19 protein-coding genes are annotated in these 23432 nt (G+C 43.1%); 16 read left to right on the top strand and 3 right to left on the bottom strand.

Annotation, left to right across the window (positions count from 1 at the left end):
* Nucleotides 1–153: 153 nt before the first annotated feature.
* Entirely contained in the window at nucleotides 154–963 is an 810-nt protein-coding gene (locus tag C9991_RS03485; protein WP_106811220.1) for an N-acetylmuramic acid 6-phosphate etherase, read from the bottom strand.
* A 166-nt stretch (nucleotides 964–1129) separates the two neighbouring features.
* On the opposite strand from C9991_RS03485, the gene C9991_RS03480 reads away from it, so the two are divergent.
* The 8 genes from C9991_RS03480 (at nucleotide 1130) to C9991_RS03445 (ending at nucleotide 11462) form a co-directional block, all read left to right on the top strand.
* Entirely contained in the window at nucleotides 1130–3112 is a 1983-nt protein-coding gene (locus tag C9991_RS03480) for an LTA synthase family protein (protein WP_232823231.1), read from the top strand.
* 671 nt (nucleotides 3113–3783) lie between these two features.
* Complete coding sequence (locus C9991_RS03475; protein WP_106811218.1) at nucleotides 3784–4557, top strand: glycosyltransferase family 2 protein; 774 nt, start codon at nucleotides 3784–3786, stop codon at nucleotides 4555–4557.
* Nucleotides 4554–5564 carry a glycosyltransferase family 2 protein gene (locus tag C9991_RS03470; RefSeq protein ID WP_106811217.1) on the top strand — a complete coding sequence of 337 codons (1011 nt, stop codon included), beginning with the start codon at nucleotides 4554–4556 and terminating at the stop codon, nucleotides 5562–5564. Before C9991_RS03475 ends, C9991_RS03470 begins: the two co-directional genes overlap by 4 nt.
* Nucleotides 5565–6812: 1248 nt before the next feature.
* Nucleotides 6813–7802, top strand: coding sequence for a quinolinate synthase NadA (gene nadA / locus C9991_RS03465; protein ID WP_106811216.1), 990 nt, complete (start codon nucleotides 6813–6815; stop codon nucleotides 7800–7802).
* Between the two features lie 19 nt (nucleotides 7803–7821).
* The gene (locus C9991_RS03460; RefSeq protein WP_106811215.1) at nucleotides 7822–8547 is read left to right on the top strand and encodes a lipopolysaccharide kinase InaA family protein; all 726 of its coding nucleotides are present in this window, start codon (nucleotides 7822–7824) and stop codon (nucleotides 8545–8547) included.
* Between the two features lie 80 nt (nucleotides 8548–8627).
* Nucleotides 8628–10115, top strand: coding sequence for a cysteine--tRNA ligase (gene cysS, locus C9991_RS03455; protein WP_106811214.1), 1488 nt, complete (start codon nucleotides 8628–8630; stop codon nucleotides 10113–10115).
* 144 nt (nucleotides 10116–10259) lie between these two features.
* Nucleotides 10260–10682 carry an META domain-containing protein gene (locus C9991_RS03450; protein ID WP_106811213.1) on the top strand — a complete coding sequence of 141 codons (423 nt, stop codon included), beginning with the start codon at nucleotides 10260–10262 and terminating at the stop codon, nucleotides 10680–10682.
* Nucleotides 10683–10763: 81 nt separating this feature from the next.
* Entirely contained in the window at nucleotides 10764–11462 is a 699-nt protein-coding gene (locus tag C9991_RS03445; protein ID WP_106811212.1) for an SIR2 family NAD-dependent protein deacylase, read from the top strand.
* A 141-nt stretch (nucleotides 11463–11603) separates the two neighbouring features.
* Here the strand turns inward: C9991_RS03445 and C9991_RS03440 are convergent, their stop codons facing one another.
* A complete protein-coding gene (locus C9991_RS03440; protein WP_106811211.1) occupies nucleotides 11604–12110 on the bottom strand; it encodes an outer membrane beta-barrel protein in 507 nt (168 codons plus the stop codon).
* 312 nt (nucleotides 12111–12422) lie between these two features.
* Here C9991_RS03440 and C9991_RS03435 point away from each other — a divergent pair, with 312 nt between their 5' ends.
* The 8 genes from C9991_RS03435 (at nucleotide 12423) to C9991_RS03400 (ending at nucleotide 22754) form a co-directional block, all read left to right on the top strand.
* Nucleotides 12423–13643: an anaerobic sulfatase-maturation protein gene (locus C9991_RS03435; protein ID WP_106811210.1), complete on the top strand. Its 1221-nt coding sequence runs from the start codon at nucleotides 12423–12425 to the stop codon at nucleotides 13641–13643.
* Between the two features lie 27 nt (nucleotides 13644–13670).
* Entirely contained in the window at nucleotides 13671–14213 is a 543-nt protein-coding gene (locus tag C9991_RS03430) for an RNA methyltransferase (protein WP_106811209.1), read from the top strand.
* Nucleotides 14214–14215: 2 nt separating this feature from the next.
* A complete protein-coding gene (locus C9991_RS03425) occupies nucleotides 14216–15754 on the top strand; it encodes a carbon-nitrogen hydrolase family protein (RefSeq protein WP_106811208.1) in 1539 nt (512 codons plus the stop codon).
* Between the two features lie 277 nt (nucleotides 15755–16031).
* Nucleotides 16032–17285: a hypothetical protein gene (locus C9991_RS03420; RefSeq protein ID WP_157949345.1), complete on the top strand. Its 1254-nt coding sequence runs from the start codon at nucleotides 16032–16034 to the stop codon at nucleotides 17283–17285.
* Between the two features lie 229 nt (nucleotides 17286–17514).
* A complete protein-coding gene (gene miaB / locus C9991_RS03415; RefSeq protein WP_106811206.1) occupies nucleotides 17515–18846 on the top strand; it encodes a tRNA (N6-isopentenyl adenosine(37)-C2)-methylthiotransferase MiaB in 1332 nt (443 codons plus the stop codon).
* A 48-nt stretch (nucleotides 18847–18894) separates the two neighbouring features.
* Nucleotides 18895–20721 carry an ABC transporter ATP-binding protein gene (locus C9991_RS03410; protein ID WP_106811205.1) on the top strand — a complete coding sequence of 609 codons (1827 nt, stop codon included), beginning with the start codon at nucleotides 18895–18897 and terminating at the stop codon, nucleotides 20719–20721.
* Between the two features lie 21 nt (nucleotides 20722–20742).
* Nucleotides 20743–21627, top strand: a complete 885-nt coding sequence (locus C9991_RS03405) for a lysophospholipid acyltransferase family protein (RefSeq protein ID WP_106811204.1) — start codon at nucleotides 20743–20745, stop codon at nucleotides 21625–21627.
* Complete coding sequence (locus tag C9991_RS03400) at nucleotides 21624–22754, top strand: glycosyltransferase family 4 protein (protein ID WP_106811203.1); 1131 nt, start codon at nucleotides 21624–21626, stop codon at nucleotides 22752–22754. The genes C9991_RS03405 and C9991_RS03400 overlap by 4 nt, the downstream gene beginning before the upstream one ends.
* On the opposite strand, the gene C9991_RS03395 is transcribed toward C9991_RS03400, so the two are convergent.
* Nucleotides 22739–23386 (bottom strand): HAD family hydrolase, encoded by a 648-nt coding sequence (locus C9991_RS03395; RefSeq protein WP_106811733.1) that lies wholly within the window; start codon nucleotides 23384–23386, stop codon nucleotides 22739–22741. The genes C9991_RS03400 and C9991_RS03395 overlap by 16 nt on opposite strands.
* Nucleotides 23387–23432: the final 46 nt, after the last annotated feature.

The raw sequence follows: 23432 nt of genomic DNA, 5'->3' as shown, positions 1-23432 counted from the left end.
TGTATATTTTTTTGATTGTATGCAAAGTTACTAATAATCAGCTATATACACAAGCGAAACACATTTTTATGAACGTTCAAACTATGTATTTCTACATTTTTATGAACGTTCAACTGCTACATTTATACATTTTTATGAACGTTCAAACTCTGCTCACAGCCTTGCTTCTGCCTTCTTCACGCTTCCCGCCTCCATTATCAGTCTTCTTGCCTCGTCTGCGTTCTTTATCTGTGGATTGCGCTCCATAAAGATGCGTACGGCACGATCAATGAGCTTGGCATTTATCAGTTTGGCATTCACCATCTTGTTGCCCTCTACCCTACCAAGCCTTATCATTATCGTTGTGCTTATCATGTCGAGACACATCTTCTGAGATGTGCCTGCCTTCATGCGCGTAGAACCTGTTACAAACTCTGGACCTGTTACTACCTCAACAGAATAGTCGGCAACACTTGCTATAGGCGAATTGGGATTGTTAACTATGCAGCCTGTCAATATACCTTGCTCACGGCAATGCCTTAATGTGGCAAGAACAAAGGGAGTTGTGCCACTTGCCGAGAAGCCTACTACAATATCCTTACCGTTTATGCCACGTTCCATTAGTTGCTGCCAACCATTATGCAAGTCGTCCTCACGCGACTCTCTTGTCTGTGTAAGACAACATGTGCCACCCGGAAATATAGCCTGAATCTGTGTTCCATCCGTACCATAAGTGTTTTGCACCTCAATAGTATCAAGCGTAGCAAGTCGACCGCCTGTGCCACATCCCACATAAAACAGTCTGCCACCATCGCGCAGCCTGTTCTCTATAGCCGATATAAGCCTGTTAAGGCACGGCAGAGCCTTGCCCACAGCTACAGCAACCAACATGCTCTCATTGTTTATTCCTTCGGTTATCTGCTCTACAGTCATCTGCTCCAAATGGTCGTAGTGCGACGATTGCTCCGTTATGCGTGTCTCCATTCTATTACCTCCACTTTATTATCAATATATGCAAAGATAATGATAATCCCGATAACTCGGTTTATTTGTTTAGTATTTAAATAATTTCTTCCTATGTCTGAATTTTCTTATGTACCTTTGCACCATGCAAAACAACAAACGATTCTTACTCTCAGCAGCGTGGGTTATGTCCCTACACATACTCACACTCTTATTCCTGTCGCTGTTTCGCCTTGTAGAATATATGGCGTTAGGCAGCATGGTATCCGACACATCTGCAAGCGTTGTGCCGGCATTTATACGTGGTATATGGTTCGACAACGTTATAGCCTGTTATATTAGCGTTGTGCCACTTACCCTTACGTTGCTTCCGGCATCGGTGTTAATCACATGCCGATGGATGCGTAAAGCCACCGTGTGGTGGTACGGCGTGCTTGGCTCTATTGCCTTTATGGCATCGGCAGCCAATATTCCCTACTTTGCCTATTTCTTCAAGAACATCAACTCGTCTATATTCGAGTGGTTTGGATATGCCGGAACAACAGCAGGCATGGTTACTGGAGAGAAATCCTACTTCCTGTACATTGCCATGTTTTTCATTTGCATGGCACTTTACATATATATTATGGTGCGATTGCGCCGCTGGTTCGACCGCCATATAGCTCTGTCTGGCGAGAACAATAGCGGTTTGAATGCCTTTATCAACACATTCAACCAAGCCAAGCATGCACAGCAATCTTGGCTAAGAGTGGCAACCACTCATGCCATGTACTTCTTCCTGTCGGCCATTACAATAGCCCTGTGCGTGTTCGGAATACGCGGACGTACTGGCTACAATCCTATAAAAATTTCGCAAGCCTATTATTGCGACGACGCCTTCCTTAATCAGCTCGGCATCAACCCAGCCTTTAATCTACTTACATCTGCCCTTGATGACATGCGCAAGGAGAACCGCGACCTGCACCTTATGCCCTACCCTACTGCCGTAAGCTTGGCACGAGAAAGCCTGGGCATTACCGGCAAGTGCGACTCGATGCATGTATTGCGCAGATACATAGACAACTCTACAAATACCGTTGCCAACAACACAGCAACAGCACATAAGAAGAATGTTGTGGTGATACTTATGGAGTCGATGTCGGCCAATTTGCTGCAAACCTTTGGACAGCAACAACGACTTACCCCAACACTCGACTCGCTGTACAACCACTCAATGGCTTTTACTCATTGCTATTCTGCCGGAATACATACCAATCATGGTATGACGGCATCGCTCTATTCGTTTCCGGCCATGATGTTCCGCAATCTGATGAAGGGCACAGTTACGCCACGACGCGACGGAATACCTACCGTACTAAAGCAGAATGGCTATCACAACATGTTCTTCATGACACACGAGGCACAATACGACAATATGAAGGCTTTCTTTGCCACAAATGGCTACGACGACATATATGCGCAAGAGGATTATCCAAAGGAGGAGGTTGTCAACTCGTTTGGCGTGTCCGACCATTTCCTCTTCGATTACGCCCTTAACAAGATAAACAGCCAGGCTGCCACAAACAAGCCTTTCTTTGCCACATTGCTCACCATAAGCAACCATCCGCCTTATATCATTCCAGAATGGTTCAAGCCTAAGACCAAGGAGCCCGAAACACAGATTGTGGAATATGCCGACTGGGCTATAGGCAACTTCCTTAACAAGGCACGCAAGCAGTCATGGTACAACAACACGGTATTTGTGATACTTGCCGACCATGGCAAACTGGTGGGTAAGGTATCCGGCGAATTGCCCGAGTCGTATAATCATATACCTCTCATTATATTTGGTCCTGGTGTGCAGAACAAGCGTGTAGACAAGCTTGCCAATCAGGTAGACATCATGCCTACACTTATGTCTATACTCGGCATAAGCTATCAGTACGACGGCTTCGGAATAGACCAGACCAAGGACGAGCGCCCGCTTGTGTTCTACTCTGCCGACAATCAAATTGTGGCACGAACAGCTAATCGTTGCTATATATACGAGCCTAAAACCAACCGCGCATTCTGCTACAACATCAAGGGCAACCAATTGCAGCAAGCTAAATTTACAGCCGAATTTGAGCCTTTGAAGCAATATGTTTTCGCAATGATACAGACTGCGCAGTTTATGCTGAAGAAGCAATAGAATCAAACAATATGATAGCGAGCGACAGAGCATACAACTGATGATTATAAGTTGTTTTACTGTTGCTTAAAAGTAATATAACTGAACTTTAGCAAGTTCATAGAATTCAGAAGTTAAAGAAGTTAGCGCTCCCTTCAGTCGCTAGAATTTATAGCCATTACTCTTTTTGCTGAATATTCATCTGTAAAGCATACGGCTTTTAATTCTATAACTTCTTTAAATTCTATAACTTCTAAACTTGAATAATATAATCAACTCCCCAGTACCAGTTAGTTTAAACTGCAGTACCATATAATTGGTACTCCAGTACCAGTTATATGAAACTCCAGTACCAGTTATATGGTACTGAAAACGGTACTGGGATAAATTATAAAGACATATAAACAAGGTTCATCAGGCATTCAATGTTGTGCAAACTTAAGCATAAGCTTCTGGCACATAGAATGCCGGATGAACCCTGTTTTATTATATTTATCGATGTATATGCCCTTATTTTCTTGATATACATCAAAAAATATACTATTACACATATAAAATGTTCTATAAGGATACAAGTATTATATAAATTTGCGATTTATATGTAGAATGCAGTCAATGCAAAACCAACTATCAAATACACAGATAAAGTAAATTGTAAAGGATTGTATAATCATTAGACAAAAAACACAGGTATGAAAGTTTCACTCATAATATCAACCTACAACTCTCCAGGCATGCTACGACTTTGTCTGATGAGCGTTGCCAAGCAGATTATTATGCCCGACGAGGTGATTATAGCTGATGACGGATCTACTGAAGAAACAAGAGAACTGATAGAAGAATTTACAAGTATATTGCCATGTAATGTAAAACACGCATGGCAGGAAGACCGTGGGTTCAGACTTGCAGAATCGCGCAACAACGCACTTAGAATGTGCGAAGGCGACTACGTGGTGTTTGTAGATGGCGACATTATTATGGAACGCCATTTTATAAAAGACCACAAGAAATTGGCCGAGAAAGGATACTTTGTAATGGGTAGCCGCTCCAAACTGAAATCGGATATATCTCACCACCTTATTAAACGAAAGAGCATACAACGACATTGGTACTCGCGTGGAGTTAAAAGCAGATTCAATTCTATATATATGCCTTGGCTCTCGTTCTATACAAAAAATATGTATAAAAAGAATTGGAATAAAGGACGTGGAGCCAATATGTCTATGTTTATGAGCGACCTTAAGGCCGTAAACGGATTCGACTCCGACATGGTAGGCTATGGACTGGAGGATACCGACATCATAGTACGCCTTATAAACCTCGGGCTAAAACGCAAATGGGCTAAATTTCAAGCCATAGAATATCATCTGTATCACAAGGAGAAGAGTTTTGTAGAGAGCAACCGACCGCTGCTGCAAAACAACCTTACACGAACTATGTGCAAAAACGGAATAAAGAAATTATGACAACACCAGATACCCACACACCTATATTAGACATAATACTGCCCGTATACAACACGGAGAGATATCTCGACCAATGTATACAGTCGATTGTAGACCAAGAGCTGAAGGACTGGCACCTTATAATTATTGACGATGGATCTACAGACGCTTCGCCTGAAATATGCGACAGTTGGGCTAATAGCGACAAACGCATAACTGTGGTTCATAAGCCAAACTCGGGACAAGCCGACTCGCGCAACGTGGCTATTGATATGTCTACAGCAGAGTACGTGGGATTTGTGGACAGCGACGATAGAATTGAACCTAACATGTACTCGTTCTTGCTGAAAACTATAAAAGAAAACAATGCCGATATTGCCATATGCAACCACTACAACTACACCACTATGGGTAGCCTGTGCAAGCATCCCGACTATAATATTGAGGTGCTAAACCACGACCAAGCAACAGAACTTATTATTAAGGACCAAATACCAAGTTATATATGGCAGATGGTGTTCAGACGCTCTTGCCTAAACTATCGCATGCCAGAACATGTATGCTTTGAGGACTATGCAGTTCTGCCCTACTGGTTTGAAAAGGCAAACCGTGTGGTGCGCGCAATGCGTCCGCTTTATCATTACAGAATGCGACGCAGCAGCATTGTACATAACATCAATCCGCAACAGAAGTTTGCATTTCTTGAAGCCGAGAAACAGCGCTTAGAATACTACGGCAATTCCAAATTCAAGCCTCTTGCATCTGCATACATAACGTTGAGAGCAATACATGCCGCCAAGCATATTGCACGTATAAACACCAGCCGTAAAGTTATTCTGGAATATATGGAACGTATAAAGCCTATACTTAAAGAATATGCACCAAAATATGCGGGCAAACTAAAGACTAAGGACAAGCTACTATATCACCTCCTTATGCGCAACACATCCCTGTTTATAAACTACCTGAAGATGGAAAAGGTGCTGAAAGTAAACAAAAAAGCGTCAGACAGGTATTACTTTGACTAACACCCTACTCCATATTATCATTATACACATAAATTGTGGATAACTGTTGATAACTCGGTAATCAATTGATTATCAATCAATAGTTATCCACAATTTTGTGTTTATAGACATTATTTTCACTAATATACAGGACAAACTACAGGCAGATAGCCTTAAACAGTAAATACCACAACATATAATCTATTATGCCTGTGTAATACATCCTGATAATATAGCACTTATACCCTACTCCATATCCTGTAATATACAGGTTATCCACATATTACACACAACCTGTGGATAACTTTGTAATTAATTGTATTTCAGTGGAATATTATTAACAATAAATGTTGGTTTGGTAGTTACTAACACAGTTATCAACAGGTTTATCCATAACAACTAACATTATTAATACGACAGGATAAACTATAAAAGGAAAACATATATAATCGAACACAGATATTACCAACATATACTAAACAACATAAAAGTGTGGATAACTATGTAATATACTGATAATCAACTATACAATATTAACAAATCCTGTGGATAAATGCCGAATAAACCACAGGAAAAGTGTTGAGAAGTAGGAGTGATGTGTGGATAACTTTTTAAAATAACTGTTGATAACCTGTTGAGTGCCTGTTATAAGTGTTGTAAACAGGTAACAGGTACTGTGACAGGTAGCGGGTAAGACAGTTGCGGTCAATAATAAATATTGAAGCTAATAACACAGATAATGGCATACAGGTGTGTTTTTTGTACCATATAATATCCCAAGATATCATTGTTTGCACTATAAACATTAATATTTTGAGATATAAATAACACTTCTACCCTACCCTGTTTATAACCTCTGTAAACCTGTTGATAACCTGTTAGTAGAATTGTTAGTAACTATAGAGTTATCAACAGGCAAGTATAAGGACAGGGACAGGTGTGGATAACCAACATAGTTATAAAATCATTATACAAAAGTTTTCCACAAATAAATAACGGAAAAAGATATAAACTTATTAACTTTGCAAGATGAATGTATAAACTGTGGATAACCCACATATCTATCTAATAATCAGACAGAAGATGTTAAATAAACCTGTTGATAACAGGGCCTGTTGTGTGGATACTGTAAAAGACCTGTTGATAACGAAAATATTATCAACATATTAACAGTACATCATACTCATACTTTTTCTTTTTTTCTTTAAAAATAAAAAGAAATATAAAGAATAGGTGTTGGGGAAAACAAAAACAAGTAACAATATAAATATGAAAAAAGAGTGGATTGAGAAAGGATATGTCGACGAACAGGTAGACGCATCCTTGGATTTGAAGAAGGAGATACGTCAGCTCTGCAAGGAGAAAGACGCTATAATTCTGGCACACTATTATACTGTGGGCGACATCCAGGACATTGCCGACTTTGTAGGCGACTCGCTTGCATTGGCTCGCAAGGCTGCTGAGACTGATGCCAAGGTTATGGTAATGTGTGGTGTTCACTTTATGGCCGAAACCTGTAAGCTCCTGTCGCCAGACAAGACAGTTTTATGTCCAGACCTCACCGCTGGTTGCTCGCTTGCCGACTCATGTAAGGCAGAGGATCTTAAGAAGTTTAAGGACGAGCATCCTGGATATAAGGTGGTGAGCTACGTCAATACCACTGCTGCTGTAAAGGCTTTGACCGACTGTGTAGTTACATCGGGCAACGCCGAGAAGGTGATGGCCTCATTCCCGAAAGACGAGAAGATAATCTTCGGACCTGACTATAATCTTGGCAACTATATCAATAGTGTGTCGGGCAGAAATATGTTGCTGTGGAATGGAGGATGCCATGTGCACGAGAAGTTCTCGGTAGAGGCTATCGTAAAACTTAAGCAAGAGCATCCCGGAGCTCTTGTTATGGCACATCTGGAATGCAAGGCTCCTGTGCTTGCCGTAGCCGATGTGAAAGGCTCTACTGCAACCATGCTAAACTATGCTAAGGCTCATCCTGAGCTCAAGGAGTATATCATAGCCACAGAGGCTGGTATACTGCACGAGCTTGAGCGTTGTTGTCCTGATGTTAAGTTCTATCCAGTTCCGCCTGAAGTATCAGAGGGTGGGGTAGGGTGCTCATGCAACGAGTGCGAGTATATGAAGAAGAACACTCTACAGAAGATATACAACACGCTGAAGTATGGTTGGCCAAGCGTAGAGGTAGACCCCGATATAGCCCGCGAGGCTGTAAAGCCTATAGAGAAGATGCTCTCGCTATCGTAAGCACACTATAAATATAGAGATGAAGGTAATAATATCCGACGAATACATACAGTATAAAGACTTTATAGAACGAATACCGCAGACGTTTGACAGTTTGGAAGGCGAGACGTTAAAAAACAAGCGCAACAGCGTTAAGGTGTTTCATCATGACGGCAAGGCTTTTGTTGTTAAGCGTTTCAAGCGCGTAAACCTGTTGCAGTCGGTAGCTTATACCCTGTATCGACCTACAAAGGCCGAACGTGCATATAGGTTTGCTACGGAAATGCGCCGTAGAGGCATTTCCACGCCACGTGAGATTGCATATATGGAGCAGACGAGGTGTGGACTGTTTAGCGTCGGTTACTTCGTCTGTGAGCAAAGTATGGGCACTGAGGCATTCACGCTTCTTGTCGACCCAGAGGAGTTTTGCCGTCCGCTTGCTGATGCTATAGCACGCTATGTAGTGTTTATGCACAGTAGGGGAGTGCTGCATGGCGACCTCAACTCGGCCAACTTCCTGTTTGAGAATACAGCAGATGGCGACTACAGGTTTGATGTTATAGATACCAACCGATCTCATTTTTGCGACGGTATGCCGTCGGATGATGTGTGCCTTGAAAACCTTAAACGTTTCACACACCGTCGCGATCTGTACCGCTACTTTATAAGTAGGTATGCTCACGAGCGAGGCTGGAATGAGGAGGAAACTGTAGAAAAAGCATTGAGACTATTGGAGAAGTTTGAGAACAGAAAAATCAAACTGTAAAGCTAACTCTCCTTTAATTCATTTTAAATTGCTAATTTTGCAGTAGAATAAATTAAACGATAATAATATATATATACATTATGGAACAAGTACTTTGGATTTACAATACGCTGTCGCGTAGAAAGGAAGTGTTCAAACCGCTGCATGCCCCTAACGTAGGCATGTATGTTTGTGGACCTACCGTCTATGGCGACCCACATCTTGGACATGCTCGTCCTGCCATAACCTTCGATATCCTATTCCGTTATCTTAAACATCTTGGTTATAAGGTGCGCTATGTGCGCAACATAACCGATGTGGGCCACTTGGAGCACGATGCTGATGAGGGAGATGATAAGATAGAGAAGAAGGCACGTTTGGAGCAGCTTGAGCCAATGGAGATAGCTCAGTTCTATACCAATCGCTATCATGCGGCTATGGAGGCTTTGAATGTTCTGCCACCAAGTATTGAGCCGCATGCAACAGGTCATATCATCGAACAGGAGCAGCTGGTTCAGCAGATATTGGACAATGGGTTTGCCTACGAGAGCAATGGTTCTATCTACTTTGATGTAAAGAAATATAACGAGAAGTATCATTATGGCATTCTGTCGGGACGCAATCTCGACGACGTTAAGGATGCGTCGCGTGCTCTTGATGGAGTAGGCGAGAAACGCAATCAGGCCGATTTTGCTCTTTGGAAGAAGGCTTCGCCTGAGCATATTATGCGTTGGCCAAGTCCATGGAGCGACGGTTTCCCTGGTTGGCATTGCGAGTGTACAGCTATGGGACGCAAGTATCTTGGTGCCCATTTCGATATTCATGGTGGAGGTATGGATTTGGTATTCCCTCATCATGAATGTGAGATAGCACAGGCTGTAGCGTCACAGGGCGACCAAATGGTGCATTATTGGATGCACAACAACATGATTACCATCAACGGACAGAAGATGGGCAAGTCGCTTGGCAACTTTATCACTCTTGAGGAGTTCTTTACAGGCAACAACAAGAATCTTGAGCAGCCTTACTCGCCAATGACTATCCGCTTCTTTATCCTATCTGCCCACTACCGTGGAACTGTAGACTTCAGCAACGAGGCATTGCAAGCTTCGCAGAAAGGACTTGAGAAGTTGATGAACGGTATTTCTGATCTCGACCGTATAAATGTATCTGCCGAGAGCGATGCAGCTACAAAGAAACTTGTAAGCGAATTGCGTCAGAAGTGCTATGATGCTATGAACGACGACTTTGCTACTCCGCTTGTCATTGCTCATTTGTTTGAGGCTTGCTCGGTAGTGAACAAGCTTGTTGACCATAAGGCAACTATCTCAGAGACAGATCTTAAGGAATTGGCCGAGACAATGCGTCTGTTTGCCTTCGATCTTCTTGGCTTGCGTCCAGACAATGCTGGTTCTTCTTCTCATCGCGAGGAAGCTTTCGGCAAGGTTGTTGATATGGTGCTCGACCTTCGCTCTAAGGCTAAGGCTTCTAAGGATTGGGCTACCAGCGACCGCATACGCGACGAACTGGCTGAACTTGGTTTCGAGGTTAAGGATACTAAGGATGGTGCAACCTGGAAACTTAAATAGAATTAGAAATTAGGAATTTTGAATTAGGAATTAGTTGCGGCTGTGCTGCAATTAAGAATTGTTCAATTAGGAATTATTCAATTAAGAGTTTCGCTAAGGCTGAGAAAGGCTTAAAGAGACTTTGAAAGGCTTAGTCAAAAATCAATGAAGAATATACAACTAATAGCCGCAGCTGCAATACTTCTTTGCAGCTGCTCGGCTACTAAAACTATTGGTCCGGTAGCCGACCTAAACGGCGAATGGGACATTGTTGAGGTGGACGGCAAGGCAATAGATACAACAAAGACAGAGTTTCGTCCTACTCTTGGTTTCGAGACAGCCAAGAACAATGTGTTTGGCTGTGCCGGATGCAACTCTATAATGGGTACCGCACGTGTAAATAAGGACAAGCAAACTATCGACTTCTCAGAGATAGGATCAACGCTGATGCTATGCGCCAATATGGAGTACGAGCAGCAGATACTTGACGCATTGCACAAGGTTAAGGCCTATAAGGATGGAGGCGAAGGACTTGTTGACTTGACCAACGGTCGTGGCAAGACTGTGCTTACATTGAAGAAGCAGTAAGCCTTTACTGTTACTTTTCCACTTGCCAACTCATCAACTAAAAAAGCTCGCATATTTGTCAACTAGTCAACTTATATAAGTATGAAACACATAGTATTTCTAACCGGCGCCGGCATGTCCGTTGAGTCGGGTTTCAAGACATTCCGTGGTAATGATGGATTGTGGGAGAACTATCCAGTAGATCAAGTAGCATCGCATGAGGGTTGGCTTAAGGACCCAACACTCGTTACTAATTTCTATAACATGCTACGCCACAAACTCTATAAGGCACAACCTAATGAGGGACACCGCCTTATACACGAGCTTGAGAAGGAATATAAGGTTACGGTTATTACGCAGAACGTTGACAACCTGCACGAGAAGGCAGGTTCTACAAACGTGATACATCTGCATGGAGAATTGACTAAGGTTTGCTCGTCGCGTAATCCTGATGATCCACGTTATATACGCGAGCTTACTGAGGATAATTGTGAGGTTAAGCCTGGTACAAAGTCAGCTGACGGCTCTTTAGAGCGTCCATTTATTGTGTTCTTTGGCGAATCGGTACCAATGATTAGTGTGGCAGCCGAGCAAGCCCAAGAAGCCGATATCTTTGTAATAATAGGTACATCTCTCAATGTTTATCCTGCTGCCGGACTTATTCATTATGTTCGCCCGTCTGTTCCCGTTTATCTTATCGACCCAGAACCCTCTTTAGGTGTTGGCAGAGAGAAGTTTACACATCTGCAATGTGGAGCAAGCGAGGGAATGAGGCAGCTGTGCGAGATATTGAAGAAATAAGGTTATATGAAAAAAGGCTTTCAATCCGGTAAAGGATTGAAAGCCTTTTTTGTCTTGAGATGTATGTAAATAAAAAAAAGTAGGAGGTAAAAACCATTTATTGAAATTTACCTCCTACTATGTTATTATATATTTCTAAGATTAGAACTTGTAGTTTACACCAAACTGGATGTTTGTACCATCGAGGTCGAAACCAAACTTCTTAACCTTGAAGTTGTCTGTACCCTTCTGCTGATAGCCGAGGAAACCAACCTTTGTTACGAAAGCAACGTTGTCAGAGAGGTTTACCTTGATACCTGGCTTGATACCGAACTCGTATCCGTCAACATCGTGCTCATAGTGCTTGTAACCTACAGTACCCTCAAGGAAGAGGTCAACAAGCTTAGTTGTGCAGAAGTTGTAACGAGCATAAGGAGCAATCTCAAAAGTGTGAGCGCCATCCTCAACGCCTTCCCATCCTACAGAAAGACCAGCTTCCCACTGCTTATTGAACTGATAACCAATCTCAGGAACGAGCTTGTAGCTAAGCTTTGAGTCACCATCGCCTACCTTCTGAGAAGCGAGACCCATACCGCCACCTACATAAACCTGAGCGCTTGCGCTAATTGCTACAACCATAGCAGCCATTGACATAAAAAACTTTTTCATAATTTCCTTTTTTTTAATTAGTGTTTCTTTTATTATCCTAAGACATTAACCACGAGGGTTGCTGTCCCAATCTTTGTAGTCAACTTTTCGTTTTGACTGGTGCAAATGTATAACTTAAAATTGAAACGGAATAATATTTTTCCTATTTAGAACAACTAAATGGAAAATATGAATACTATTTCTTATATATTTGATATAGAACAAGTCTTTTTATCTTATTTATGCTATCATATTACTAATATGATACATATCAGTTGGGAGATTCAATTTTTAGTATTACCTTTGCCATATCATCTATACATTAATATATATATGTCAACAATAAATCCATTTGCACGTCCGCTATACGTGATGCTTAAACCTGCAGGCTCGCTATGCAACCTACGTTGCAAGTACTGCTACTATCTTGAGAAGAACAATCTGTATCAAGAGCAGAAGAGTCACGTTATATCCGACCAGATGCTCGAGAAGTTTATTAAAGAATATATCGAATCGCAAACTACACCCGACGTTCTCTTCTGCTGGCACGGCGGCGAAACCCTTATGCGCCCAATATCATTCTATCGTAAGGCACTTGAATTGCAACGTACTTATGCAAGAGGCCGACGTATAGATAACTCTATACAGACCAATGCCACACTTCTTACAGATGAGTGGTGCGAGTTCTTTCGCGAGAATAATTTCCTTGTAGGTGTTTCTATTGACGGACCACAAGAGTTTCATGATGAATATCGCCGCACAGCTACTGGCAAGCCTACCTTTCATAAGGTGATGCAAGGTATACGCTTGCTAAATAAGCATGGAGTGGAATGGAATGCTCTTGCTGTGGTAAACGACTTTAATGCCGATTATCCACTCGACTTCTATCACTTCTTTAAGGAGATAGGCTGCCATTACATACAGTTCACACCTATCGTAGAGCGAAAGATAAGCCGTAATGACGGATTGTCGCTTGCTCCTGGTATGGAGGAGGGAGGCGAGCTTATAGACTTCTCTGTTACACCCGAACAGTGGGGCAACTTTCTTTGCACCATCTTTGACGAGTGGGTGCGTAAAGATGTAGGTCAATATTATATACAGATATTCGATGCAACGCTTGCCAATTGGGTTGGTGTTCAGCCTGGATTATGTACTCTTGCCAAGGAATGCGGTCATGCTGGAGTGATGGAGTTTAACGGCGATGTATATTCGTGCGACCACTTTGTATATCCCGAACACTTGCTTGGCAACATACAGAACAAGACAATAACAGAGATGATGTACGGTGAGAAGCAAAAAGCTTTCTCGCGTCTTAAGCACGATTGTCTGCCACAACAATGCCGTGAGTGTCAATGGCAGTTTGCCTGTCATGGCGAATGTCCTAAGAACCGTTTTGTGCGCGACAAGTATGGCAATCCGGGTCTTAATTATCTGTGTAAGGGATATCGCCAGTTTTTTGAGCATGTCAAGCCTTACATGGACTTCATGAAGGGTGAGTTGGCTGCCCAGCGACCACCGGCAAATGTTATGAACTTCGTTATTAATGCTGAGTAAACAAACGTTTAAATTAAACGACAATATATGCGCAAATTACGTACAATAGAAATGCAGCGTCTCTCGATAGATGAGTTTCATGAGGCAAAGAAGTTGCCACTTACCGTAGTTCTCGACGATGTGCGTTCGTTATATAATGTAGGCTCTGTGTTTCGTTCGAGCGATGCCTTCCGTGTTGAGGCCGTATACTTGTGTGGTATTACAGCTACACCTCCACATCCAGAGATACACAAGACAGCACTTGGTGGCGAAGACTCAGTGGCTTGGCGCTACTTTAATACAGCTACCGAAGCAGTACAGTCGCTGCACGATGATGGTGTGACTGTATATAGTATAGAACAGGTGGAAGGTTCAACAAAGTTGCAGAACCTACAGCTTGATACAGACAAACGTTATGCTGTTGTGCTTGGCAATGAGGTAAAGGGTGTTCATCAGGAAGTGGTGGATATGTCGGACGGATGTCTTGAGATACCACAGTTTGGTACAAAGCACTCTCTTAACGTTAGTGTGACGGCGGGAATGGTAATATGGGAAGTGGCAAAGCAGTTTATAAATAAATTTTCAGAATAACTATGGAATCTCACAACATCAGCAAAGTCGAGCTCCGCAACCTTCAGATGGAAGACTACGACCAGCTCGCGCGTTCGTTCAAGCGCATCTATGGTGACGAGGATGTGTTTTGGACGAAGGCCCAAATCAAGAAACTTATAACTATCTTTCCCGAAGGACAGGTAGTTATTATTGTAGACGACAAGATTGTGGGTTGTGCTCTATCTATCATTGTTGATTATGATATGGTTAAGGGCGACCACACATATGCTCAGGTTACGGGCAATGAAACCTTTAACACACACAAGTCGACTGGAAATATCCTATACGGTATAGAGGTGTTTATACATCCCGACTATCGAGGTCTGCGACTTGCACGACGTATGTACGAGTATCGCAAAGAACTCTGTGAGAAGCTTAATCTTAAGGCTATCATGTTTGGCGGACGTATTCCAAACTATCATAAGTATGCCGACAAGATGCGACCGAAGGAATATATTGAGCGTGTACGCTCTCGCGAGATATACGACCCAGTGCTGACATTCCAACTCTCAAATGACTTCCATGTGCGCCGTGTAATGCGCAACTATCTGCCAAACGACGAGGAGTCGAAGCATTGCGCAACATTGCTGCAATGGGATAATATATACTATCAGCCACCAACAGACTCGTATGTGGAAAAGCGACCTACCGTGCGTATAGGTCTTGTACAATGGCAGATGCGTCCATATGGATCTTTGGATGACCTTTTCGAACAGGTTGAGTTCTTTGTCGATTCGGTGAGCGACTATAAGAGCGACTTTATCCTCTTCCCCGAATACTTCAATGCGCCACTTATGGCTAAGTTTAATGATATGGGCGAGGCTCAGTCGATACGTGCCATGGCACAGTACACCGAGCTTATACGCGACCGTTTCCGCGAACTTGCCATCTCGTATAATATCAATATCATAACCGGCTCAATGCCGTATCTTAAGGAAGACAACTCATTATATAATGTGGGATTCCTCTGCCGACGCGACGGAACGGTGGATATGTATGAGAAGATACACGTAACTCCCGATGAACAGAAGTGTTGGGGACTATCTGGTGGCTCGCATATACAGACATTTGATACCGATTGTGGCAAGATAGGTATTGTTATCTGCTACGATGTGGAATTCCCAGAACTGTCGCGACTAATGGCAGACGATGGTATGAAGATTCTCTTTGTGCCATTTATGACTGACACCCAGAATGCTTATTCGCGTGTTCGTGTGTGTGCTCAGGCCCGTGCCATAGAGAACGAGTGTTATGTTGCGATAGCAGGAAGTGTAGGCAACTTGCCTCGTGTACACAATATGGATATACAGTATGCACAGTCGGCTGTATTTACTCCTTGCGATTTTGCCTTCCCTAATGATGGCAAACGAGCAGAGGCTACACCTAATACCGAGATGATACTCGTGTCGGATGTAGATCTATCGCTGCTTAATGAGTTGCATACATATGGTGCTGTGCGTAATCTGCGCGACCGTCGTGGCGACTTGTATAAGCTCGAGATGAAAAAGGGAGCTAAATAATATATATATAATCCATCTTAGGTAATATATATATAAATAGGTGGTGCGGCATGTAGACGCTACATACAAGTGATAATATTGTCTCTTGTGTGATGTTACTATATGCCGTACATCTTTTTATTTCATACAAACGTTTGCAGTAGTCTTTTTTATTTAATAAATTGCGGAAGATAACTGTTGTTAAATAAACTTTTTGTATATTAGCAGCGAAAATATACAAGCCTAATAACAAGTAATATTAAACATAAATAACAAACAAAACTAAAACCTTATTCCTATGAACAGAAATTTACTTAAATCATTATTCGTAACACTCGCATTGGTATTTACAGCCATTGCCGCACAGGCACAATGCTACATTATTGGCAATGATGGCAAATGGCTAACCAATGAGGCTGGAGCCGAGCTGCAACCTACGACAGAAGATGGTGTTTACGAGGGCGATGTAGTGTTTGATGACAGTCAGTACTTTTTTGTATGTACGAAATTGATGGATGGTGCTTATGATTGGGATGAATTGCTTCCATATAGTTATTATCCTGGAACCACAGAGGAAATTTCAATTGTATACAACAAACCATCAAAACTAACACCTGCCATGGAATCTACCAATTCATCATATATGGTGGCAGATCTTGGTACACACAAGATACGTGTAGACTTTAATGCTATGACCGTGACAGTTGACGGCACCTTTCCCGAGCATATATATATGATGGGAACAGATGGCGAATGGACTCTTGGTGTACCGTCGGCTACACTCAACCATGTTGAAGGTACAAACATTTATAAGGCAAAGGTGGAATTTACTGCTAACTACTTTGCGTTTTTCAAACAAATGGCAGACACTTGGGAAGAACAGGAATTGAACCGTTGGATAGTTAAAGGCGAGGTGCTTCCAAACACAGAACTGTCTCTTGTAAAAGTACTTGACAAAAGCAGTTCGTATATAAACCGTTTAGGTACGTACGAGGTAACATTCGACTACTGCAATAATACGGCTATGTTGTATGATGCAACATACGTACCTGAGCCTGAGACAGAAAGGCATATTTACTTTATAGGCGAAGGCAACAATTGGGCTATAAACACATATTTTGGAAAGATACCAGAAGTAAGTGATGGTGTATACGAGGGTCAGGTTAAGTTTGAGGTAGGCTACTTTGCCATAGGTACAAAGCTCGGCAATACTAGAAACGATTGGGATACATTCAACGCGCATCGCTTCAGTTCGCAAGCAGATGGAGAGCCTATAGGCGCATACAGTGAAAGCCCAATCTTTAAGAATAGAGGTAATTATAGTAGCTCATTCCAAATAGAAACAGGTAATGAGGGTGAATATGTCGTTACTGTCGACACTAATGAGATGAAGATAAAGTTTAGTGGTCTTGTTGGAATATCTATCACCAACATCACATCAGCATCCGACAACATTACAAATTACTACGACCTCACTGGTCGCAACCTCGGTACAAAGAAGCCTGCAAAGGGTCTGTATATTAAGGACGGAAAGAAGGTTGTGGTAAAGTAACGAAATCGTTTTAGACATATATTATTACTAATATATTTATTGGCGACCATTACACGCATGTAGACAGCAAGCATCGTGTAATGGTCGTCTTTTTAGGTTTGTTATATAGCTTGTTGGACTCTTATTCATCTTTATGCCGTTTTTTTACTCCTCATTTATCCAAATTTTCGTAACTTTGCATTTTAATCATATATTGGTGTATCCAATTGAAACTTACATTATTATATAAATGAAGAAACTTTTTATCGAGACATACGGCTGCCAGATGAACGTGGCAGACTCAGAAGTAGTGGCTTCCATCATGCAGATGGCAGGCTATGAACTGTGCGAAAACGAGGATGATGCCCAGGCTATATTCCTTAATACATGCTCCATTCGTGAGAATGCGGAGAACAAGATATACAATCGTCTTGAGACATTGCACGCCGAACAAAAGAAGGGTAGACAGCTTATCCTTGGTGTGCTTGGTTGTATGGCCGAGCGTGTGCGCGAGGACTTAATCAATAATCATCATGCCAATCTGGTGTGCGGTCCCGACTCTTATCTTAATCTGCCAGATATGATTGCACAGTGCGAGAATGGAACTAACGCTTGCAACATAGAGTTGTCTACTACCGAGACCTATCGCGACGTTATACCACAACGCATTGGTGCCAATCGTGTAAGTGGTTTTGTTAGCATTATGCGTGGTTGCAACAACTTCTGCCACTACTGCATCGTGCCTTACACACGTGGTCGTGAACGTTCGCGCGACGTAGATAGCATACTGCGTGAGGTTAAGGACTTGCACGACCGTGGGTTCAAGGAGGTAACGCTTCTTGGTCAGAATGTAAACAGTTATGGACTCACTCCTGCAGGAAAGCGTATTGAAGGTGGATGCTCGTTTGCCGAATTGCTGCGCAAGGTGGCACAGAGTGTACCAGATATGCGTGTGCGTTTCACCACATCCAACCCAGAGGATATGACCGACGACATTCTCTATGCCATTGCCGAGGAACCAAATCTCTGCAAGCACATACATTTTCCAGCACAGAGTGGCTCAAGCAAGATACTCAAACTGATGAACCGTAAGTACACAAGAGAGCAGTATCTTGAGCGTGTTGAGGCTATTCGCCGTATTATTCCAGGCTGTGGACTTACTACCGATATCTTTGTAGGCTATCATGACGAGACACCTGAGGATCATGCCGAGACTTTATCATTGGTGCGTGAGTGCATGTTCGATTCTGCCTTTATGTTCAAGTATAGCGAGCGTCCAGGCACTTATGCTGCCAAGCATCTGCCCGACAATGTGTCAGAAGAGGTTAAGATAGAACGTCTTAACGAGCTTATTAAGCTTCAGACAGAGGTGTCTGCCGAGCAAAACCGCAAGGATGTAGGCAAGACATTCGAGGTATTAGTAGAAGGATTCTCTAAGCGTTCTCGTGAGCAACTCATGGGACGTACTGAGCAGAACAAGGCTGTAGTGTTCGACAAGAACGGTCATCATATAGGCGAACGTGTTATGGTAAAGATAACCGACTCTACATCAGCTACATTGTTAGGCGAATGCATCGATTAGGATGCACCCGAATATTATCTTGAACACGGATCTAACATTATTTATTCAATGAAAGAATTCCTCCTGATATTCCAACGCTTTGTACCTCCATACAAGCGATACATCACAATGGCAGTGGTGTTCAACCTGTTATCGGCAGTGCTCAACGTATTCTCGTTTGCGGCACTTATACCTATATTGCAGATTCTTTTCCGTACTCAGGGCACGGCTACAGCTACTCACCTTATGGAATGGGATTGGAGCAACGTTAAGGATGTGCTTGCCAACAATACCGACTACTATGTGCGCGAGCTTATAGATAAGGTAGACCCAGCAACAACACTGCTCATCATCGGACTCTTGCTTGCATTCATGACAATGCTCAAGACTGCTGCCTACTTCCTGTCATCGGCGTCTATTATTCCTATACGTACCGGTATTGTGCGTGACATACGCAACTTGCTTTACCGCAAGATAACATCATTGCCATTGGGATTCTTCTCTGAAGAACGCAAGGGCGATATCATAGCCCGTATGACTGGCGACGTTCAGGAGGTGGAGAACAGTATAATGGCATCCTTGGACATGCTTTTCAAGAACCCTATACTCATCATAAGCTACTTTGCGGCACTAATATTTATATCGTGGCAGCTTACCGTCTTTACGCTGCTTTTTGTACCAGTGTTCGGATGGATGATGGGATTGGTTGGACGAAAACTCAAGCGCAAGTCGATTGAGGCTCAGACGCTGTGGAGTGACACAATGAGCATTGTTGAGGAAACACTTGGTGGACTGCGTATTATTAAGGCTTTCTGTGCGGAGGAGAAGATGAATAACCGCTTTGAACGTATCAACAACGACTATCGCACATCTGTACAGCGAGTTAATATACGTCAGCAGATGGCTCATCCTATGAGCGAGTTTCTTGGTACGGTGATGATAGTCATAGTGTTGTGGGTAGGCGGTGTGCTTGTTCTCAATCAGCAGATGCTCTCAGGACCAACATTCATTTACTATCTCGTGATGCTTTATTCTATCATCAACCCTCTTAAAGAGGTGTCAAAGGCTGCCTACAACATACCTAAGGGTCTTGCCTCAATGGAGCGTGTAGACAAGATATTGAAGGCTGAGGACAGCATCAAAGAGAAGCAGAATCCTGTACATATCAAGGCTTTTGAACATCAGATAGAGTTCCGTCATGTATCGTTCCGCTATGGCGAGCAGTGGGTGCTTAAGGACATTAATCTCATTATAGAGAAAGGCAAGACAGTAGCTCTTGTTGGACAGAGTGGTTCGGGTAAGTCAACTCTTGTCGACCTTATCCCGCGCTATTATGATGTTCAGGAGGGCGAGATACTTATCGATGGCGTTAATGTCAAGGATCTTGGCATACACGACCTACGTCAGCTTATAGGCAATGTCAATCAGGAAGCTATTCTCTTTAACGACTCGTTCCGCAACAATATTACCTTTGGTGTTGACAGTGCAACACAGGAGCAAGTGGAGCAGGCTGCCCGAATAGCCAATGCACATGAGTTTATAATGCAGACCGAGCAAGGATATGATACATGTATAGGCGATCGTGGTGGACGTCTGTCTGGTGGACAGCGCCAGCGTGTAAGTATTGCGCGTGCCATACTTAAGAATCCACCTATACTTATTCTTGATGAGGCTACATCTGCTCTTGATACCGAGAGCGAGCGTCTTGTGCAGGATGCATTGGAGCGACTTATGAAGACACGTACAACTGTTGCAATTGCCCACCGACTGTCTACTATTAAGAATGCCGACGAGATATGTGTGTTGCACGATGGACATATTGTGGAGCGTGGTACACACGACGAGCTTATTGCTCTTGGTGGCTACTACAAGAAGCTGCATGATATGCAGAAGTAAAAACGATAATAATACATAAAAATGTACTACCCCATATTCATCCTTTCGCTCTTGCCGTTCTGCATATTGTATGTATTGAGCGACTTGGCATATTATATAATGTATTATGTCGTGCGATATCGTCGCGATATTGTACGACATAATCTCAGCACCTCGTTCCCTGACAAGAGCGAGGCTGAGATAGTACGCATTGAACGGAAGTTCTATCATTGGCTTTGCGACTATTTTGTCGAAACAATAAAGTTGCTTAGTATCAGTGATAAAGAATTGCGTAGACGTTTCAATATAATAGGGGCTGACAAGGTGGAAGAATGTTTTAAGGCAGGACAAGACTGTGCAGCCTTGCTTGGTCATTATTGTAATTGGGAGTGGTTATCATGCACTGGTATGGCTTTCCCCGAAGGGCGCAAAATTGGACTTGTATACAAGCCTTTGCGCTCAAAACAGTTCGACAATTTGTTCCGTCGTATACGTTCATCGCAACCGTCAAGCATTGTAGTTCCAAAGAATGATATATTGCGCGAACTTGTCAAGCTGCGTCGAGATAATATTCGCTCGTTATTTGGATATATAGCCGACCAAGGTCCACGCTACAACAACATTCATTTGTGGTTGCCGTTTCTCAATCATGATACTGGTGTGTTTACTGGTTCGGAGCGTATCATGCGCAAGATGAAGAACGCTGTGTTCTATGTAGATATGGCTCGTCCACGTCGTGGCTACTACACTGCTACGTTCCGTCTTATAACAGACAACGCTGCAAATGTTGCAGAGAACGAACTTACAACCAAGTTCTTCCAAATGCTCGAACAGACCATACAACGTGAGCCAGCATACTATCTGTGGACACATAATAGATGGAAACGCACTCACGAGGAATATAATAGAAGGTACGGTATAAAATGACAACAATAGCATACGACGCCAAACGACTTGTGCGCAATCGCACAGGTCTTGGCAATTACTCACGCACACTTGTGGCAGACCTTGCCCAACTGCTTCCGCAAAGTTATAAGATGCTTCTTTATGCACCTGACCGAGGTAGCGATGATTTACGCTCGCAGGTTGCCGAGTCAGACCGTCTGCATTATGTCTATCCGGCAAAGGCGAGAAGTGGATTGGCTAAGGCTGTATGGCGCTCTTGGGGCATTGTAAAGGATCTTAAGCGTGATAAGGTAGAACTGTTTCATGGCTTGTCCGGCGAACTGCCTATCGGCATTAAGGCGGCAGGCATAAAATCGGTTGTAACTATTCACGACCTCATATTCTTGCGTCATCCCGAATACTACAATCCTATAGACGTGGCAATGTATAAGGCTAAGTTTCTGCTTACATGCCGTGAAGCCGACCGTATTATTGCCATAAGCGAGTGTACCAAGCGCGACATTATGGAATATGGTGGAGTGGAGGAGAGCCGCATCGAGGTAATATACCAGAGTTGCGGCAAGCGTTTTGCTACCTCGTTGACACCCGAACGTATTGAATATACTCGTCAAAAGCTGCAACTTCCACAACGTTTCTTACTTAATGTGGGCACCCTTGAGGAGCGCAAGAATCTATTGCTTGCTGTAGAGTCGTTGCCAATGTTGCCTAACGACATTCATCTTGTTGCTGTAGGACGCCGTACCAAGTATACTGATAAGGTGGAGAAGGCAGCACGGAAGCTTGGTGTTGCCAATCGTCTGCATGTGCTTTCGGGCATAGGCGACGACGACTTGCAAGCTATTTACAATCTTGCAGAGACCTTTGTCTATCCTTCGCGTTATGAAGGTTTCGGTATTCCTATTATAGAGGCCATACAGAGTTCGTTGCCCGTTGTGGCTTGCACTGGTTCTTGTCTTGAGGAGGCTGGTGGTCCCGATTGTCTCTATGTATCGCCAGACGATCCCAAGATGCTTGCTTTATCCATTAAGCAAACGCTTAAGGGAGCTGCCGGTCGTGCCGAACGAATAGAAAAAAGCCGTATCTATGTTCAACGATTCGAGAACAACGATACGGCAAGAAGAGTGGTGGAACTTTATAATAGAATGTAATTGGCAATGGCGGCGAAGTCGTCTACAACGGCATCGGCGCCTGCTTCTATCAAGCTCTCGCGTGTTCCGTTGCCGTATGTCACACCTATGGTCATACAACCGGCATTGCGTCCCATTAGTATATCAAAGTGGGTGTCGCCTATAACCACGGCATCATTGGCTTTCAATCCATAATGCTTTAGGGTTTTGGTTACGGGTTCGGCATCTGGTTTGGCATGCTTAACATCCTCTGCAGCTATGATAAAGTTGATGATATCGTCGAGATTGAATCCCTTTATAAAGTCCACAACCGACTTATATCCACGGCTTGTGGCAATTGTCAGCGTGCAACCCTTGCTGTGTAGCAGTCGTAATGTATCGGCAACATGCTGAAACATAGGCACGCCAATTTCGGCATTTACATCCTCGAATATACGTCTGTATGTCTCTGTACACAATGCTGCCTTTTCCTCGTCCATAGGCTCAAGCACCGGAAATGCCTTTAAAAGAGGCAGTCCAATAGTGGCAGCTATCTCTTCGTCGCTGTGTTGTGGCATGTCCATAGCGTCGAGTGTTCGATGAAACGTGTTTAGTATCACTGGACGTGTGTCGGCTATAGTGCCGTCGAAGTCAAGAATTATTAGTTTTTTCATAAATATACAGTTAAGCCCCGAGCCTAAAAGAGGCTCGGGGCATTTC

Source organism: Prevotella merdae, from assembly GCF_900290275.1.
Lineage (GTDB): Bacteria > Bacteroidota > Bacteroidia > Bacteroidales > Bacteroidaceae > Prevotella > Prevotella merdae.
This window is presented reverse-complemented; position numbering and strand designations above follow the sequence as displayed.